Source organism: Leifsonia xyli subsp. cynodontis (genome assembly GCF_050632205.1).
GTDB classification, from domain to species: Bacteria; Actinomycetota; Actinomycetes; order Actinomycetales; family Microbacteriaceae; genus Leifsonia; species Leifsonia xyli_D.
Map to the genome: position 1 here is coordinate 1,262,984 of NZ_CP192578.1, position 17,223 is coordinate 1,280,206.

Here is a 17,223-nt window from a genome sequence, read left to right on the forward strand (position 1 = left end):
GTCGAACATGTGAGTTCCGAGCCCGCGATCGTCGTCAGCGACCTGTCCGTCGAATACCCCGCGCGGGGCGCCAGCGCCTCGTGCGTCGCCCTGCGCGGGGTCAGTTTCCGCCTCGAACCCGGGCAGGTGCTCGGGGTGCTGGGCGAGACCGGCTCGGGCAAGAGCACGCTGGCGCAGGTGCTGTCGGGGCGGGTGCTGCCGGCGCGCGCCGCCGACGCCGGTCCCCGGATCAGCGGCGGCGAGGCGTCTGTGCTCGGGCACAAGCTGCGGAAGGCGCGCAAGCGCGACCTGGCCGAAGTCACCTTCCACGTCGGCTACCTGCCGCAGGAGGCCGCGGCGACGCTGGAGCCGTCGCTGAGCGTGCAGGACAACGTCACGCTGCCGATCTTCGAGCGCGACGAGCACTACCCGCGCCGCTCGGCGGGAGAACGGGCCGCCACCATGCTCGACACCGTGCACCTGCCTCTCAGCGTGCTGAACAAGTACCCGTACGAGCTCAGCTCCGGTCAACGGCAGCGCGTGGCGCTCGCGCGGGCCCTCGTGCTCGGCCCGCGCATCCTGATCGCCGACGAGCCCACGGCGGGGATCGACGCGACGGTGCGGGATGCGGTGATCGACCTGCTCGCACAGCTGCGCGAGCACGACGACTTCTCGGCCGTGGTGGTCAGCCACGACCTGGCGGTGCTGCGCCGCGCGACGGATACCTCCCTCGTGCTGCAGGGCGGACGCCCTGTGGGCTTCGGGCCGATCGAGGAGGTGCTCGCGGACCCCGCGCATCCCTTCGTCGCCGGTCTGGCCCGCGCGCTGAAGCCGCCGCAGCAGCGCACCGAACGGAGGCCGCAGCGCGCCGGCGCACGGCGCGCGGCGAAGAACGACGCAGGAACGGAGCAGGCATGAGTGCGGACGCAGAGGGCACGAACGAAGCACGCCACCGGGCGGTGCTGGCCGACGAGGTGACGGCGCTGCCCGCCGACCGGCGCCCCGAGCCGGGCCCGATCGCGGTGCTGCCGGAGGCCGAGCGGCAGTTCGTCGACGCCGTCGAGGCGGCAGGAGGCACGGTCGAGCCGCTGTCGGCTCGCACGCGCGGCGTCGTCTGGCTGTCGAACAAGGATGCGGACGCGTTCCCGGCCGTGCTGGAGGCGCATCCGGGGATCGGGTGGGTGCAGCTTCCGTTCGCCGGCGTCGACGCCTTCGCGGGCATCCTGGCCTCGGAGGACCGTCCGGGACTCGTCTGGACCAGCGCCAAGGGCGCCTACGCGCAGCCGGTCGCCGAGCACGCCCTCGTGCTGAGCCTCGCGCTGCTGCGGGTGATCCCGAAGCGCGTGCGGGCGCGGTCGTGGGCGACCGAGCCGGAGGGTCGCTCGCTGTACGGCCTCGACGTGGTGATCGTGGGCGCGGGCGGAATCGCCCTCGAGCTGATGCGCCTGCTGGAGCCGTTCGGCGCGCGGGTGACCATCGTCCGCCGGTCGTCGACGCCCGTGCCCGGCGCTGTCCGCACCGTGACCGCATCCCAGCTCGCCGAGGTGCTGCCGTCGGCGGACCTCGTGGTGGTCGCCGCGGCACTCACCGACGGCACGCGCCGGCTCTTCGGCGGGGTGGAGTTCACGGCCATGAAGCCCACGGCATACCTGGTCAACATCGCCCGCGGCGGGCTCGTCGACACGGATGCGCTGCTCGACGCCCTGCGCACGGGCACGATCGCGGGTGCGGGCCTCGATGTGACCGACCCGGAGCCGCTGCCGGACGGGCACCCGCTCTGGGACGAGCCGAACGCGATCATCACGCCGCACCAGGCCGATACGCCGGAGATGACGGCGCCGTTGCTGGCGGAGCGCATCCGGCTGAACGTCCGTGCGTTCCTCGACGACGGCCGTTTCGTCGGCGTCGTGGACCCGTCTGCGGGGTACTGAACGGCGACGCACCCGGGTTGCCGTCCCGATTTCCGGAGCGGCCGGGAACCTTGCTAGAGTAGCTTCGCTGATCAAGCATTCCTCGATAGCTCAATTGGCAGAGCAGCCGGCTGTTAACCGGCAGGTTCTTGGTTCGAGTCCAAGTCGGGGAGCCAGCAGAGCCCCGGCCTTCACCAGAAGGCCGGGGCTCTTTCGCGTCCTGGGGTGGCGAGGATTTGGCACAAATCGACGTCATCGCGGCGCCATTACGTCGATTTGTGCCAAACCTTCCCCGGTCACTGCCAGCCGGGCTGCACGAGGCCGGTCTCGTAGGCGAGGACGACGAGGTGCACGCGGTCGCGCGCGTCGAGCTTGGTCATGATCCGCGACACGTGGGTCTTCGCGGTGAGCGGGCTGAGGTACAGCCGCTCGCCGATCTCCGTGTTGGTGAGGCCGTGCGCCACGAGGGCGAGCACCTGGCGCTCCCGCTCGGTCAGCTGCTCGAGCCGGGCGGAATCCGGCGCCGGGCGCAGGCCGCCGGAGACGCGCTCGATGAGACGGCGGGTCACCCCGGGGGAGAGGAGGGCGTCGCCGGCGGCCACCACGCGGACCGCGCGGATGAGCTCCACAGGCTCCGTGTCCTTCACGAGGAAGCCGCTCGCGCCGGCGACGATCGCCTGGGCGACGTACTCGTCGAGCTCGAAGGTGGTGACGATCACGATACGGGTGCCGGCCAGGTCGGGGTCCGCGACGATCTCGCCGGTGGCCCAGAGGCCGTCGCCGTCCGGCATCCGGATGTCCATCAGCACGACGTCGGGATGCGTCCGGCGCACCAGCTCGACGGCCTCCCGGCCGGTGCTCGCCTCGGCGACGATCTCCACGTCGTCCTCGGCCTCGAGCAGCGCACGGAAGCCCGCCCGGACCAGCAGTTGATCGTCGGCGAGCAGCACACGGATCACGATGCGGCCGCCTGTTCCCGATGGCCGGCGGACGGGGTCATCGGGATGCGCGCCTCCACGATCAGGCCGCCGCTCTCGGGGATGCGCGTCTCGAAGCGGCCGCCGAGCAGCTCGGCGCGCTCGCGCATCCCGAGCATCCCCTTGCCGCCGCTGGTCGCATCTGCGGGAAGCCCTCTTCCGTCGTCCTGGACCGTGAGGACGTACCAGCCGTCCTCTTCGGCGATGCGGATCGCGACGTTCGACGCCTGGGCATGCCGCCCGACGTTCGTCAGCGACTCCTGCACGATGCGGTAGAGCGCGAGCTGCGCCGCCGCCGACGGGGTCGACGTCAGGTCCGCCTGGTACGAGATCGCCAGGCCCGCCTTGCGGTAGGTGTCGACCAGCACCGGGATGCGCGCCAGATCGGGCTCGGGGGAGCGGGCCGCGTAGCCGTCCGGGCCGCGGAGGAAGCCGAGCACCCCGCGCACCTCCTCCAGCGCCTGGCTGCTCGTCGCCTTGATCGCCTCCAGGCTCTCGCGCGCCTTCTCGGGCCGGGAGTCGAACAGGTGCAGCCCGACGCCGGCCTGCACGCTGATCTGCGAGAGCGAGTGCGCCAGCACGTCGTGGAGCTCGCGGGCGATGCGCAGCCGCTCCGCCTCGGCGGCCGCCTCCCGCCGGGCGGCCACGGTGCGCGCCACCTCGCGGTACCGCTCCCCGCGGTTGCGCACGGCCTCGCCGACGCCGACGAGCAGGCACAGCACCAGCGCGATGATGAGCGGGCGGATCATCGCGGCGGCGTCGCCGCGGAGCAGGAAGGCGGCGGCCGGGCCGGCCAGCGCGAACCCCGCGAGCGTCCACCACACCCAGACACGGGCTCCGCGGACTACCGCGCTGATGACGGCGAAGGCGAGCGGGACGGCGGACAGCGGCGGCCCGGTCGTCACGGCGATGGCCGGAGCGCACAGCGCGGCGACCACGGCGACGGTGGGCCCCGGATGGCGGCGGACGGCGAGCAGAACGAAGGACGCCCCGAAGGCGAGCAGTGCGAGGCCGAGCGTCAGCGGGTCGCGGGAGGCGTCGCGCGCCGCCAGCACGATCCCCGGCACTTGGAGGAGCGCGGCGACGACGACCGCGAACCAGCCGGCGCCGTGGGGCCGCGAACGCCCGGCCCAGGGCGGAGTCGGCCAGGTGTCGGGGGCTCCGGGATGCGCACCCGAGCCGTGATCGGCGGGCGCGGTCCAAGGCATCTCCTCAGCCTAACGACGGCACCCGGTCGCGTCCTCCGCCGCGAGGTGTCTCCCGGCTACTCCCGGGGGAGTACGGGGCGGGCGCTCGGCCGGCTCACGGGTTGTGCTGCGCGTCGAAACCGCCATCATCGGGCGCCTGGTCGAAGAGGTGGCCGAACGTCGGGCCGCCGAAAGCGGTGAGGCCCGCCTCCCGCTCCAGCGACTCCCGGTTCCGCGCCTCGTCGTTCTCGTACTCGGAGAGCTCGTCGTCCGGCTCCTCGTTCCTGTGGTCGTCGCGCGCGTGGCGTCCGTCGTCGTGGGTCATGGGCGAATGGTACGTCCTGGGGAGGGGGCGCGGGCAGAGGCCGACGCGTGGGTGCTCCCCGTGGAGCAGCCGCGAACGCTCCCGGCGGCGGATTCGCGCGGCGAGGCTTCCCGCGAGGCTGACAGTGTCGTCCGCGAGAGGCGCGGACCCTCACCGATTGGACACCTCATGCTCAGCTCACTGGCCACCGCCGCCGTCGCCGCCGCGCCGTGCGTCGCGTACGGACCGCCGTTCGTCGGCTGGTGGTGGATCTTCATCCCGATCCTCTGGATCCTCGTCTTCGCGCTCATCTTCGGCTTCGCCGGCCGGCGCTGGCGGCAGGCCGCCATGGCGCGCGGCGGCGACAACGGCTGGGGACCGCGCGGCGCCGCCCGCTCCGCCGAGCAGACGCTCGCGCAGCGGTACGCGAACGGGGACATCGACGAGCAGGAGTACCGCGCCCGGCTGGAGGTGCTGCGCGCGAATCGCGACAGCGCCTGAGTCATCGGAGGCGGCCCGGTAGGATCGACCGGGCCGCCCGAGGTGCGCGGCAGGAAGGACGGGAGATGGACGTCGTCACCCCCGCGACCGCCGCGCTCGCGATCATCGCGGCCCTCGTCTTCCTCGGCCTCTGGCTGTGGGAGCGGAGCCGGCGCATCCGGCTGCGCGACACCCGCCAGGAGTCGGAGTGGGACCGCATCGACCGCGAACTCGACCTCGCCGAGCAGGTCGGCCGGTTCCGCATCGTCGGCGATCTCGGCGATGTCGCCATCCAGTCCGTGTCGCGCCTGGTCTCGCAAGCCGAGGGCATCCGCTACGCGGCGGATGCCGACCCCGCCGCGGCCGTCCGGTCCGTCGGCGCCCTGGAGAACTCCGCCCGCGACGCGCTCGGCGACCTGCGCCGGCTGCAGGCCGTCGCCCGTGAGGCTCAGGATGCGTCACTCCCGCAGCCGAGCCTCCACTCGGCCCGCGACCTGTTCCGGGTGCTCCGGGATGCGGGGCTCGCGGTCACCTTCACCGAGTCGGGCGACCGCTTCGAGCTGCGGCAGGGCGCGGAGCTCGCCGTCTTCCGCATCCTGCAGACCAGCCTGGAGAACGCGCTCAAGCACGGCGGCCCGGGCACGAACGCGTCCGTCGCGTTCACCTGGACCTCCGACGGCCTGCAGGTCAGCGTCGAGGACGACGGCATCCGCGCGGCGGCCCGCCGGCTCGGTCTCGATCGCGCGGGGGTCGACCAGGCGACGGCGTACACCATCGCCGACGACGTCCGCGCGCTGACCGAGCACTACGAAGGCGCCGGGATCATCGAGATGCGGGAGCGGGCGGCGCTCTTCGGCGGGACGCTGACGGCGCAGACCATCCCGGGCGTCGGCTTCACGCTGTCGGCCGTGTTCCCCGCGCTCCGCCACCACAACGGCGTGCACGGGGTCGACCTGCGGCGCTGATCCCCGAGGGGTCGGTCTCCGCTGGGGTCAGTCCTCGAGGTGATCGCGGCCGGGCAGCCAGCTGAGACCCGGGACGCCCCAGCTGTTCTTGCGCTGCGCCTTGGCGGCGGCCTTGCCGAACGGATGCGCGAGGCGGTCGACGTACAGCACGCCGTCGAGGTGGTCGTACTCGTGCTGGAAGATGCGGGCGAGCCAGCCCTCCGCGTGCACCTCGTAGTCGGCGCCGTCGAGGTCCGTCGCCTGCAGGATGACCCGCTCCGCCCGCCTGAGCGGGAACCGCTCTCCGGGAAACGACAGGCACCCCTCCGACTCGGCGTCCTCGTCCAGCTCCTCCACGCTCAGCGGGCTCAGCCACAGCGTGGGGTTGATGGCGACCCCGCGGTGCGGGACGTCGTCGTCGTCCGTCCACCCGTACACGAAGAGACGGAGCGGCACACCGACCTGCGGACCGGCTAGGCCGACGCCCGGTGCCTCATCCATCGTCTCGAACATGTCCGCCACCAGCGCCCGCAGTTCGTCGTCGATCTCCTCGACCGGACGGGCAGGGGAGTGCAGCACGGGGTCTCCGGTGATCCGGATCGGGAGGACGGCCATTCAGCAAGACTATCCGGATCACTCACGGTAGGGTCGTGGGGTGGGTACGGAACTGATGGACGCCTTCGACCTGTCCTATCAGCCCAGCCAACTCCTGGGCATCCCGGTCGCGCTCGTCGGTGCCTGCTTCCTCTCCGTCGGAGCACAGCTCCAGCACCACGGCGTCGCCAAGGTCGAGGCGACCGCCGGCCGCGCCGACAGCGGCCTCAGCGGCCGCCAGCTCGGGCTGCTGCTGGCACGGCCCTCCTGGGTCATCGGCACGCTGCTGCTCGGTCTCGCCATCGTCTTCCAGCTGGTCAGCCTCAAGCTCTCGCCGATCATCCTCGTGCAGCCGCTCGGCGTCGTCGGCCTCGTGATCACGAGCATCCTGAACGCGCGCGTGAGCGGGGTGAAGCTGAACCACCGCTCGGTCATCGCCGTCACGCTGTGCGTCAGCGGTGTGGGGGCGTTCGTGCTGCTCGCGGCCGTGTTCGCCCGCGATCTGCCGGTGACGAGCCGGGCGCTCGTCGTCATCCTGATCATCCTCGCCGTCGTGCTCATCACCTTCGGTGTCCTCTTCTGGTTCCTGCGGCACCGCTTCAAGGCGATCATCTACATCGTCGGCGCGGGCGTGCTCTACGGCTTCGTCGCCACCCTCGCCAAGGTCGCCATCGAGCGCATCTCGAACCAGCAGTGGGACTGGCTGCTGGTCGCGTGCATCGTCGCGCTGCTGCTCGCCGCGGCCCTCGGCGCCTACTTCGTGCAGAACGCGTACTCGTCCGGGCCGCCGGATCTCGTGATCGCGGGCCTCACGGTCATCGACCCCATGGTCGCCGTCACGATCGGCATCGTCGTGCTGAACGAGGCGGCGGGAGCGCCATGGTGGGCGATGGTCGGTTTCGCGGTCACCGGAGCCGTCGCCGTGCTGGGCGTCCTACAGCTGGCGAAGTACCATCCGCAGACCGCCTCGGACGCGCCGGTAGCTGACCGCATTACGGACGTGGCGCAGGAAAGCGGCTTAGACTAGGCCGTTGAACCGACCGGGCAGAATCCCCGCCCGGGCCGCGAAGACCGTCGCCGGATTCGCCTTTCCGAAGCCCACGACCGTAGGGAACGAACCACGTGCCTGATACGAGCGGACCGCATCCGACCCCGCCCGCCCCGGCAGCCGAGAAGCCGCTGACGATCGTCATGGGGTGCGACACGTTCGCCCCCGACGTCAACGGCGCCGCCCGCTTCGCCGAGCGCCTCGCCGCCGGCCTGGTCGACCGCGGCCACGACGTCCACATCGTCGCACCCGCCGCGAGCCGCAAGCACGGCACCTGGGTGGAGGAGCACGAGGGCCGCACGATGACGGCCCACCGCCTCACCAGCTGGCGCTGGTACCCGCACGACTGGCTCCGCTTCGCGCTGCCGTGGACCAGCAAGGCCAACGCGCGCCGCGTTCTCGACACCGTGAAGCCCGACGTGGTGCACTTCCAGTCGCACATCGTCGTCGGCCGCGGGCTGGCCGCGGAGGCGCAGAAGCGCGGAATCCGCATCATCGCCACGAACCACGTGATGCCCGAGAACATCGTCGAGTTCAGCATGCTGCCGAAGTTCCTGCACAAGACGTTCGTCCGGCTGGCCTGGGCGGATGCGCGCAAGAGCTTCGACCGCGCGGAGGCGGTTACGACGCCCACGCGCCGGGCGGCGGAGTTCCTCGAATCCGCCACCGGCCTGCGCGGAGTGCACGCCATCTCGTGCGGAATCGACGCGCACGACTACACGCCCGACTTCGAGCCGCGGACGGGCAACACCATCCTGTTCGTCGGCCGGGTCACCGGCGAGAAGCAGATCGACGTGCTCCTCAACGCGCTGAAGCTGCTTCCGGAGGACCTGGATGCGCGGCTGCAGATCGTCGGCGGCGGCGACCAGCTCAAGAACCTGCAGGCGATGGCGGAGACCCTCGGGATCGCTGATCGCGTCGAGTTCCTCGGCTACGTCAGCGACGCCGAGCTGCGCCAGGCATACACGCGGGCGACGGTCTTCGCGATGCCGTCGATCGCCGAGCTGCAGTCGATCGCGACCATGGAGGCCATGGCGTCGGCGCTGCCCGTCGTGGCCGCGAACGCGATGGCCCTGCCGCACCTCGTGCACGAGGGCGAGAACGGGCACCTGTTCCGTCCGGGCGACGCGCAGGACCTCGCCGACAAGCTGGAGAGCGTGCTCAGCCTGCCTCAGCAGGAGCTGGATGTGCTCAAGCGCGCGTCCCTCCGCATCGTCGCCTCCCACGACATCCAGACGACGATCAGCACCTTCGAGAGCCTGTATCGTGGTGAGCCGGTGGCCGACCCGGTGACGGAAGCGGCCCGCAGCGTTCCCACCCCGGAGTGACCAGGGCGGGCACGCGATCGGGGCGGTAGCTCAGCTGGTCAGAGCAGGGAACTCATAATTCCTCGGTCACGGGTTCAAGTCCCGTCCGCCCTACTTCCCTTGCGCTACGAGGCGAAGGCACACCGGTGGTCCCATCCGAGCGCGCGCAGCATCGGAGCTCCGCACCCACCCGATACGTTCGGGCCCCTCCCAGGTGGGCGCGCCCGGGTGACGACACAGAACCACTCTTCAGGCTGGGAACCCAGCCACCACAGCGCGATTGTATGCATTGCCGCCGACGGCCCGTCACGATCTGGAGACTTGCTCGTCTATTAAGGTGACGGGGATTGATCCCCGTTACGTCGCGGACCACCGATCCTTCCGCTTTGCGGGTGAGGATCACCGATCCTTCCGCTTTGCGGGTGAGGCCCACGCCGTTCGGGCGTTCGATGAAGAACGAAACGGAATCCCTCTATGAGCAAAATTCGAGATCTCGTGCCGACTTTAGCGGTGGTCCTGAGTGTGGGTGCCGCACTGGCTGGTTGCACCGCGAGCGGGCGGGCCGCCCAGGATGCGCGACCTGCACGGGTCGTAGCAGCGGACAGCCACGGCAAGAACCCCGTGACCCCGGAGCAGGCGCGCCGGTTCGGTCCACTGCGACAGAGCGAAGCACGCTATCCGAAGAACCGCGGATTGTCTGCCGAAGCAGTGACTGAGCGCTATGCGTTCATGTCGACCAGGTATCAACAGGTCGGACAGCTCCTCTCGCCCGACGATGCCGAATTCGTTCGAATCTACGCGACGGAGACCCCGGCGATGGTGGAAGCCACCAAAGAGGCCACCTCCGTGGAAGGTACGGGTAAGACTGTGAGCGACGTACACGCCATCCCCGCCATCACTAAGAACTTCTCCAAGACGGGCAGCGGAGCAGGAGCCACGGGCTCCGTGAGCGGTTACCAGTACATGAACTACTCCGACGTGCCATGGAACATCAGCGGCAACTGGTCTGCCCAGATCAGTGCAAGCGGCTCGTCGACGGTAACCAAGGTGACGTGTATCGAGCACGTGCGGGTCTACGGCCTCATTGGGTCGTCGGGGATTGGCCTCGCCTACGCCGCCAATCCGTCCGGAACCGTCAGCGGAAGGAGCAACAGCTTCTACCGGTCGGCCAACTTCACGGCGTACGGCGCATACTGGACGATGAACTACGAGGCCGACTTTTACACCTCGCGTGGTTCGTTCAGCGTGACCGGGTGAGTGGGAGCCAAGAATGTCGTCTGGAGTTGAGCCGATTCATCTGGTCGTTACAGTCTTGGTGCTCGCTGCCATCGTCGCCGGGATTTTGTATCTGATTTCCCGCACTCGTCGCAATGACCACCACAACAGCCCTCCGACCTAGATCAGCACACCCTCGACCGGGGCCGACCGCCGTCAAGGGTGGACGCGAGGGGCATCCCCGCAGCGCGGTGGATAGCGTGCAGCTGCCCTGCCGTGGCAGTACGGTCGCTCCATGGCGCCGAACACTTCAATCCCCTAGCTATTTCACGGCTGCGGCGTACCGTGACGGGGCATGAACACAACCGGATGGATCATCCTGATCGTCGTCGTGGTGGTCGTCATCATCGTGATCGCCATCATCGCCGCCACCGTCGGCCGCAACCGCAAGCGGGAGGCGGACCGCCGGAAGGCCGAAGAGATTCGGCAGTCGGCTGCCCAGACCCAGCTGGATGCGCGCGAGCGCGAAGCGAAGGCCGCCCGGGCCGCCGCCGACGCCAAGCAGGCGGAGGTCGACGCCGAACGCCTGCGCCGCGAGGCGGAGGAGCGCCAGACGTCCGCCGCCGAGGCGCGCTCGGAGTCGGAGGAGGCGCTGCGGAAGGCCGACCACGTCGACCCGGACGTCCGCACCGACCGCCACGGCAACCGCGTGGACGCCGCCGACGACACCGCGGCTGCGGGCACCACGACGGCGGCGCCCGCCGCCGATGCCGCACCGGTCGACGACTCCCCGCGCCGCGCGGCTCGTCACGAGGCTCCGCGCCTGGACGACGGCGGCGACCGAACGGTCCGCTGACCGGCCGTCGGCCGCGCAGGAACAGACGGCGAGTCGCCGGCCCCGGCCCGACGGGCGGCCGGCGACTCGCACTGTGCCCGGGCTAGCATCGGAGCGTGGGTGTCGGTCGGCGGACGGAGGGTGCGGTGCCCGCGTTCGTCGTCGTGCCGTACGGCCGGGCCGACATCACCATCGCCGATCGGCTCGGGAAGGGCGATCGCAACCGACTGGCGTCACTCGCCGCCGACGACGACCGGCAGCGCGCGTTCCTCGCCGGGCGGGCAGCCCTGTTCGCCGCTGCCGCGCAGCTCGGCGAGCGCGGAGTCCGCATCGACGCCAGCTGCCCCGACTGCGGCGTGTCTCACGGCCGCCCGGTCGCCGAGGGCGGCGCCACGCGCATCCACCTGGCCCTCGCCCACGCCGCAGGTGGGGCCTTCGCGGCAGCCGCCCGGGTCCCGATCGGCATCGATGCCGAGCCGGCCACCGCATCGGCGGAGCGGCTCGCGGCCGTGGACGACCTCGCGCCGGGCCGCGGCGACGCCCTGCGCCGCTGGACCGCGATCGAGGCCGTGCTCAAGGCGGATGGACGCGGGCTGAGGGTGGCACCGTCCGCGGTGCAGGTGTGGCGCCGTTCCGCGCTGCTCGACGGCGTCCGCTACCGCCTGCGCACCAGCCGGCCGGACGGGTGCGTCGTCACCGTCGCCGAGCTCCTGACGCCTCAGCCGGAGAGCGACGGCAGCCGCGTGTCCCGTAGCCACGCATCGAAGAACCCGTCGAGCGGTTCGTCCGCGTAGCGCTCCGCGAGCCGCTCGAAGTCGGCGCTTCCGACCGTGCCGAAGCGGTTCACATCCGTCCACTCGCGCAGCAGTCCGAAGAAGCGCTTGTCGCCGAGCCGGTGCCGCAGCGCGTGAAGCAGGCAGGCGCCGCGCTTGTAGACGCGGTCGTCGAACATGAGATCGGGCCCGGGGTCGCCGAGCAGCAGGTCCTTGGGAGCCAGCCGGAGCCGCGCATGGTGCGCCCGGGCATGCGTCGCCGCCGAGAGGCCGCCGGAGGCCTCCGACCACAGCCATTCGGCGTAGCAGGCGAAGCCCTCGTTGAGCCAGATGTCGCCCCAGGCGGCCAGTCCGACGCTGTTGCCGAACCACTGGTGGGCGAGCTCGTGCGCGATGAGACGCTCGGAACCGCCCCGGCCGTCGGCGTGCGTCGAGCCGAACGTCGCCATGGCCTGGGACTCCAGCGGGATCTCGAGCGGATCCTCGGTCACCACGACCGTGTACGACGGGAACGGATACGGGCCGAAGAGCTCCTGGAAGCGCTCCAGCATCCGCCCGACGGGCTCGAAGTCGTGCAGCACCCGTTGCGCGAGCGATGCGGGATAGGCGACCTCCCAGTCCACCCCGGCGCTCCTCCGTCGCTCCACCGTGTAGCGCCCGATCTGCACCGCGGCGAGGTAGCTGGCGGTGGGTTCGTCGCGCTCGAACGTCCAGGTGCCGCGTCCGGCGCTGACGCTGTGGCCGGTCGGCTCGCCCGTCGCGAGGACGGTGTAGGCCTGCTCCGTGGTGACCCGGATGCGATACGCGGCCTTGTCGGACGGCCGGTCGTTGCAGGGGAACCAGGTGGGCGCTCCCGACGGCTGCGCCGCGACGATGGCGCCGTCGCTGAGCTCCTCCCAGCCCAGCGTCCCCCACCGGGTGCGCCGCGGCGCGGGGGAGCCGTCGTAGGCGATCTCGACGGTGAACTCGGCGCCGGGGGCGATCGGCGCGGCCGGCACGATGCGCAGATGCGTCGGCGTCTGCGTGAAGCGCGTGCGCTTCTGGCCGTCGAGGCGCACCCGCTTGGCCTTCAGGTGCACGAGGTCGAGGGCGATGAAGCCCAGCGACACGTTCGCTCGTCCGTGGATGACCGCGGTCGCATCCAGCCGGTTCGTCGTCACCCGGTAGTTCAGGTCGAGGTCGTAGCTCAGCACGCCGTAGTCGTCGGTGCCGGACCGCGGCAGGTAGGAGTGGGGTACCGCGTCGGTCATCCGCCGACCCGAGCCCGGTACTCCCGCACGACGACCTCGCGCCACGGACCGATGGGGTTGCCGCTCCAGCGGCTGCCCGCGGGCACCGACTCTCCGCGCATCACCAGCGACGCCGGACCGACCGTGGCCTCCGGCCCGATGTCGGCGGCGGGCAGGATGACGCTGTGCGGGCCGAGCGTGCCGCCGCGCTCGATCGTGACCTGGTCCATGCTCATGATTCGATCATGAAAGAGGTGGGTCTGCACGACGCAGCCCCGATTCACGGTGGATGCGTCGCCGAGCGTGACGAGATCGGCCTCCGGCAGCCAGTAGCTGTCGATCCACACGCCGCTCCCGATGCGGGCGCCGAGGCTGCGCAGCCACCAGACGAGGGCAGGCGTTCCGGCGGCGGCCCAGGCGAACCAGGGCGCGGCGACCATCTCGGTGAAGGTGTCGGACACCTCGCTGCGCCAGATGAACGACGACCACAGCGGATGCTCGCCCGGCTTCAGCCTGCCGAGCAGCAGCCACTTCGCAGCGGTGCTGACCGCCGCCGCGACGGCCCCGGCGATCATGAGCACGGGTCCGCCGAGCACGACCGCCCAGACGGGTCCCCAGAGCGTGTAGACGGCTCCCAGGGCGATGACGACGCCCAGCCCGATGCCGTAGGTGACGAAGACCGGCACGACGCGCAGGAGCTCCCACGCCGCACGCGCGACCCGCAGCGCGGTGCGAGGCGCGAAGGTGCGCGAGACGTCCGCATCCTGCACCTGCCTCCGGAGTCGCACCGGCGGGGAGCCGAGCCACGACGAGCCCGCCTTCGCCTTGCGCGGCGCGAAGGACAGCACGGCCACCAGACCGTCGCGCGGCACGCGGTTGCCGGCCCCGGCCATCCCGGAGTTGCCGAGGAACGCGCGCGCCCCGATGTCGACGTTCGCGATGCGGACGTAGCCGCCGCCCAGCTCGTACGAGGCGACCAGCGTGTCGTCGGCGAGGAACGCGCCGTCGCGGATGCGGGTCATGCGGGGGAGGAGCAGCACCGTCGACGCCTCCACGTCCTTCCCGACGCGCGCGCCGAGCATCCGGAGCCACACGGGCGTGAACAGGCTCGAGTACAGCGGGAACAGGATGCTGCGCGCGAGATCCAGCAGGCGCTCGGTCGACCACGCCTGCCAGCCGGTCCGGCTGCGCACCGGGTACACGCCCTCGCGCATCCCGATGCCCAGCAGGCGCACGAAGACCACCACCAGCGTAGAGAGGACGACGCCGGCGGCGAGCGTCCCGGGCACGAGGCCGGCGGCAGCTGCCGCGACGACGGCCGCCCAGGTCTCCGCGCCCCGGACGAACGCCGCCACGACCGCCGCTCCGACGGCGAGCGCCACGACCGGGACCAGGGAGACGACCGTCGAGGCCAGCGCGTACGCGGCGACCCAGCGCGTGCGCCGCTGCGGCCGCTCCTGCGGCCACCAGTCGCGGGCGCGGCCGACCCGGACCGCGGGCGAGCCCGACCAGTTCTGGCCGGCCGGCACCCGCCCGAAGACGGCCGAGCCGGGCGCCACGGTCGCATTGCGCCCGATCTTCGTGCCCGGCATCAGGGAACTCCGCGCTCCGACGGAGCTGCCCGCGCCGATGCGGATCTCGCCGATGCGCACGACGTCGCCGTCGATCCAGTAGCCGGCCAGGTCGACCTCGGGCTCGATGGACGCCCCCGCGCCGATGCGCAGCATCCCCGTGACCGGCGGGAGCGTGTGCAGATCGACCCCGCGGTCGATCGTCGCGCCGAGCGCCCGGGCGTAGTAGAGGATCCACGGAGCGCCGGCGAGGCTCGCGCCGCCCACCTGGTGGGCGACCTGCTCGGCCAGCCACAACCGCAGGTGCACACCACCGCCGCGCGGATGGTCGCCCGCCTTCACGCCGAGCAGCAGGAGCCGCGCGGCCACGACGGAGATCGCCATCCGTCCCCACGGCGTCACGAACACCAGCAGCCCGATCACCAGCCAGAGCGGATCGGCGGCGGGCAGCACGTCGAAGCCGCCGAGCGGACGGAGGAGCAGCGATGCCGTCAGAAGGTAGAGCAGCCAGCGGATGCCGCCGAGGATGAACAGCGGGACACCCAGCACGGTCTGCAGCGCCCGCATCCGCAACGGGGTCGGCGGCACGACGTGCGTGGAGGCCGCTGAGGGCGACGGGGAGCTCTCCGCGAGCGCCTGAGCCATCGCGCCGAACCGCGGGGTCGCGTAGACGTCCGCGACGGTGATGTCAGGATGGCGCCGCCGGATCAGTGAGACGAGCTGCGCAGCGGCCAGGGATCCGCCGCCGAGGTCGAAGAAGTTGTCGTCGGGACCGGTGACCGTCAGCCCGAGCACGCTGCGCCAGTCCTGTGCGAGCGCCAGGGCCACGGGATCGTCGGTGCTCGCGCCCATCCCGTCGTCGCCGATGTCCTCCAGCGGCCAGGGCAGAGCCGACTTGTCGACCTTGCCGGAGGTGCGCACCGGCAGTTCGTCGACCACCGCGAGCAGCGGCACGAGTGCCGCGGGCAGCGTCTCCCGGAGGTGCTCGAGGGATGCGCGGCGGTCGAACGCGTCCGGCTCCGGCACCGCGAGGTAGCCGACCAGCACGTCGTTGCCCGCCGAGGAGCGGCGGACCGCTGCTGCGGCGCCGGACACCCCGGGGAGCTGCTGCAGCGCCGCCTCCACCTCGCCGAGTTCGATGCGGCGGCCGCCGAGCTTCACCTGATCGTCGGCCCGGCCGAGGTAGAACAGCCCGGCCGAGTCGAAGCGGACCACGTCGCCGCTGCGATAGGCGCGCTCCCAGCCCAACGTGGGCATCGGGGCGTACTTCTCCGCATCCTTCGCCGGGTCGAGGTAGCGCGCCAGGCCGACACCGCCGATGACGAGCTCGCCGCTCGCGCCGTCCGCGACCGGCACGCCCTGCGGATCCACCACCGCCAGGTCCCAGCCGTCCAGCGGCAGCCCGATGCGGACGGGCTCGCCCGCGACCAGCGGCGCGGCGCACGCCACCACGGTCGCCTCGGTCGGGCCGTACGTGTTCCACACCTCGCGACCGGGCACTGCCAGCCGGCTGACCAGCTCCGGCGGGCACGCCTCGCCGCCGAAGATGAGGAGACGCACGCTGTCGAGGGCATCCACCGGCCAGAGGGCGGCCAGCGTTGGCACGGTGGAGACGACGGTGATGCGCCGCGCCGAGAGCCACGGCCCGAGGTCCATGCCGGTCCGCACGAGCGAGCGCGGAGCGGGTACCAGGCAGGCGCCGTGGGCCCAGGCCAGCCACATCTCCTCGCACGACGCGTCGAACGCCACGGAGAGCCCCGCGAGCACGCGGTCCTGCGGTCCGATCGGCTCCTCCTGAAGGAAGAGGCGCGACTCGGCGTCCACGAACGCCGCGGCCGACCGGTGCCGCACGGCGACGCCTTTCGGCGTCCCCGTCGAGCCCGAGGTGAAGATGATCCACGCGTCGTCGTCGGGGGCGGGCGGCTCCACGACGGGGATGGCGGAGGTGCTGGGATGCGGCGGCAGCGCGTCGAAGAGCGCGCGCGGCGGCTGCTCGCCCGACAGGATCAGTCCGGAATCCGTCATGACGGCGCGGACCGCGGCCTCGCCGAAGACGAGCTCCGCCCGCTCCTCGGGGTCGTCCGCATCCACGGGCACGTACGCGGCGCCCGCCGCGAGCACGCTCAGGATGGCCAGGTACAGCTCCCGGCTGCCCGAACTCATCCGCACGCCGACCCGGTCTCCGCGCCGCACTCCGGCCTCGCGCAGCCGCGCGGCGCCGGCGCCGACGCGGGCGAGCAGCTCCCGGTAGCTGAGCGCGCCGGCGGCATCCTCGAGCGCGGAGGCGTCGGGGAACCGGCGTGCGGATTCGGTCAGGACGTCGATGAGGGTGCGAGCGGGAGGGGCGGCCTCCCCGCGCAGCAGCAGACCGGCAGACGGGGGAGCAGACGCGTCGGGCACGGCGGCACGCTACGGTCGGCGGGTTAAGTGTCGGTGAACGACGCCGGTGCCGTCGTCTCAGCCCTCGCCGAGGGCGTGCAGCAGCTGCGCCTTGTTCATACGGGAGTAGCCCTGGATGCCGCGATCCTTCGCGCGGTCGCGCAGGTCGCGGAAGGTCGGGATGCCGGTGGAGGAGGCTGCGGTCGTCGTGGATGCCGTGGTCGTCGTTCCAGGCGCACCCGCCGACGCGGTCTTCTGCGAGCGGTGCACCGCCTTCTTGGCGTCCTTCGTCGCCTGCTGCAGCCGGGCCGCGAGCGCCTCCGCCTCGCGCTTCGACTTCTTGTCGAGCTTCTTGACCGCCTTCTCGGCGTCGCCGACGGCGACCCGTGCGGTCTCCAGTGCCTTCTCGGCGGTCTTCTCGGCCTTGCTCTTGACCACGATGCCCTCCTGCCGTCACGCCCTCGTGGGGCCAACCATACGGGCGTGGAGCC

Annotated in this window: 16 protein-coding genes and 2 tRNA genes; 11 read left to right on the top strand and 7 right to left on the bottom strand. The window is 71.7% G+C overall.

Annotated elements, in window-relative coordinates; all coding sequences use genetic code 11:
• The first annotated feature begins 9 nt into the window (after positions 1 to 9).
• From ACQ86M_RS06250 to ACQ86M_RS06260, 3 genes are all read left to right on the top strand, one after another.
• Entirely contained in the window at positions 10 to 897 is an 888-nt protein-coding gene (locus ACQ86M_RS06250) for an ATP-binding cassette domain-containing protein (RefSeq protein ID WP_431247447.1), read from the top strand.
• Positions 894 to 1,910, top strand: a complete 1,017-nt coding sequence (locus tag ACQ86M_RS06255) for a D-isomer specific 2-hydroxyacid dehydrogenase family protein (RefSeq protein WP_431247448.1) — start codon at positions 894 to 896, stop codon at positions 1,908 to 1,910. Before ACQ86M_RS06250 ends, ACQ86M_RS06255 begins: the two co-directional genes overlap by 4 nt.
• A gap of 79 nt (positions 1,911 to 1,989) precedes the next feature.
• Positions 1,990 to 2,065 (top strand) — tRNA-Asn (locus tag ACQ86M_RS06260).
• A 120-nt stretch (positions 2,066 to 2,185) separates the two neighbouring features.
• Here the strand turns inward: ACQ86M_RS06260 and ACQ86M_RS06265 are convergent.
• The 3 genes from ACQ86M_RS06265 to ACQ86M_RS06275 form a co-directional block, all read right to left on the bottom strand.
• A complete protein-coding gene (locus ACQ86M_RS06265; protein WP_431221220.1) occupies positions 2,186 to 2,848 on the bottom strand; it encodes a response regulator in 663 nt (220 codons plus the stop codon).
• Positions 2,845 to 4,074, bottom strand: a complete 1,230-nt coding sequence (locus ACQ86M_RS06270) for a sensor histidine kinase (RefSeq protein WP_431247449.1) — start codon at positions 4,072 to 4,074, stop codon at positions 2,845 to 2,847. The genes ACQ86M_RS06265 and ACQ86M_RS06270 overlap by 4 nt, the downstream gene beginning before the upstream one ends.
• Positions 4,075 to 4,168: 94 nt before the next feature.
• On the bottom strand, positions 4,169 to 4,378 hold the full coding sequence (locus ACQ86M_RS06275; RefSeq protein ID WP_431247450.1) for a hypothetical protein: 210 nt from the start codon (positions 4,376 to 4,378) through the stop codon (positions 4,169 to 4,171).
• A gap of 168 nt (positions 4,379 to 4,546) precedes the next feature.
• Between ACQ86M_RS06275 and ACQ86M_RS06280 the strand changes: the two genes are divergently transcribed.
• Both ACQ86M_RS06280 and ACQ86M_RS06285 read left to right on the top strand, forming a co-directional pair.
• Complete coding sequence (locus tag ACQ86M_RS06280) at positions 4,547 to 4,858, top strand: SHOCT domain-containing protein (protein WP_431247451.1); 312 nt, start codon at positions 4,547 to 4,549, stop codon at positions 4,856 to 4,858.
• A 65-nt stretch (positions 4,859 to 4,923) separates the two neighbouring features.
• On the top strand, positions 4,924 to 5,802 hold the full coding sequence (locus ACQ86M_RS06285) for a sensor histidine kinase (RefSeq protein ID WP_431247452.1): 879 nt from the start codon (positions 4,924 to 4,926) through the stop codon (positions 5,800 to 5,802).
• A 27-nt stretch (positions 5,803 to 5,829) separates the two neighbouring features.
• Here the strand turns inward: ACQ86M_RS06285 and def are convergent, their stop codons facing one another.
• The gene (gene def / locus ACQ86M_RS06290) at positions 5,830 to 6,396 is read right to left on the bottom strand and encodes a peptide deformylase (RefSeq protein ID WP_431247453.1); all 567 of its coding nucleotides are present in this window, start codon (positions 6,394 to 6,396) and stop codon (positions 5,830 to 5,832) included.
• Between the two features lie 40 nt (positions 6,397 to 6,436).
• Between def and ACQ86M_RS06295 the strand changes: the two genes are divergently transcribed.
• The 6 genes from ACQ86M_RS06295 to ACQ86M_RS06320 all read left to right on the top strand — a co-directional run bounded on the left by ACQ86M_RS06295 (position 6,437) and on the right by ACQ86M_RS06320 (position 11,574).
• Positions 6,437 to 7,402 carry a multidrug DMT transporter permease gene (locus tag ACQ86M_RS06295; RefSeq protein WP_431247454.1) on the top strand — a complete coding sequence of 322 codons (966 nt, stop codon included), beginning with the start codon at positions 6,437 to 6,439 and terminating at the stop codon, positions 7,400 to 7,402.
• A gap of 95 nt (positions 7,403 to 7,497) precedes the next feature.
• Complete coding sequence (locus ACQ86M_RS06300) at positions 7,498 to 8,751, top strand: glycosyltransferase (RefSeq protein WP_431247455.1); 1,254 nt, start codon at positions 7,498 to 7,500, stop codon at positions 8,749 to 8,751.
• A 19-nt stretch (positions 8,752 to 8,770) separates the two neighbouring features.
• Positions 8,771 to 8,844, top strand: a tRNA-Ile gene (locus tag ACQ86M_RS06305).
• 360 nt (positions 8,845 to 9,204) lie between these two features.
• Positions 9,205 to 9,987: a hypothetical protein gene (locus ACQ86M_RS06310; RefSeq protein WP_431247456.1), complete on the top strand. Its 783-nt coding sequence runs from the start codon at positions 9,205 to 9,207 to the stop codon at positions 9,985 to 9,987.
• Between the two features lie 313 nt (positions 9,988 to 10,300).
• Positions 10,301 to 10,801, top strand: a complete 501-nt coding sequence (locus tag ACQ86M_RS06315) for a hypothetical protein (RefSeq protein ID WP_431247457.1) — start codon at positions 10,301 to 10,303, stop codon at positions 10,799 to 10,801.
• 95 nt (positions 10,802 to 10,896) lie between these two features.
• Positions 10,897 to 11,574, top strand: a complete 678-nt coding sequence (locus tag ACQ86M_RS06320; RefSeq protein ID WP_431247458.1) for a 4'-phosphopantetheinyl transferase family protein — start codon at positions 10,897 to 10,899, stop codon at positions 11,572 to 11,574.
• Here the strand turns inward: ACQ86M_RS06320 and ACQ86M_RS06325 are convergent.
• From ACQ86M_RS06325 to ACQ86M_RS06335, 3 genes are read right to left on the bottom strand one after another with little or no spacing between them, the layout of a single operon-like run.
• Complete coding sequence (locus tag ACQ86M_RS06325) at positions 11,499 to 12,803, bottom strand: M1 family metallopeptidase (protein WP_431247459.1); 1,305 nt, start codon at positions 12,801 to 12,803, stop codon at positions 11,499 to 11,501. The genes ACQ86M_RS06320 and ACQ86M_RS06325 overlap by 76 nt on opposite strands.
• The gene (locus tag ACQ86M_RS06330) at positions 12,800 to 16,753 is read right to left on the bottom strand and encodes a Pls/PosA family non-ribosomal peptide synthetase (protein ID WP_431247460.1); all 3,954 of its coding nucleotides are present in this window, start codon (positions 16,751 to 16,753) and stop codon (positions 12,800 to 12,802) included. The genes ACQ86M_RS06325 and ACQ86M_RS06330 overlap by 4 nt, the downstream gene beginning before the upstream one ends.
• A gap of 57 nt (positions 16,754 to 16,810) precedes the next feature.
• On the bottom strand, positions 16,811 to 17,170 hold the full coding sequence (locus ACQ86M_RS06335) for a hypothetical protein (protein WP_431247461.1): 360 nt from the start codon (positions 17,168 to 17,170) through the stop codon (positions 16,811 to 16,813).
• Between the last annotated feature and the right edge of the window lie 53 nt (positions 17,171 to 17,223).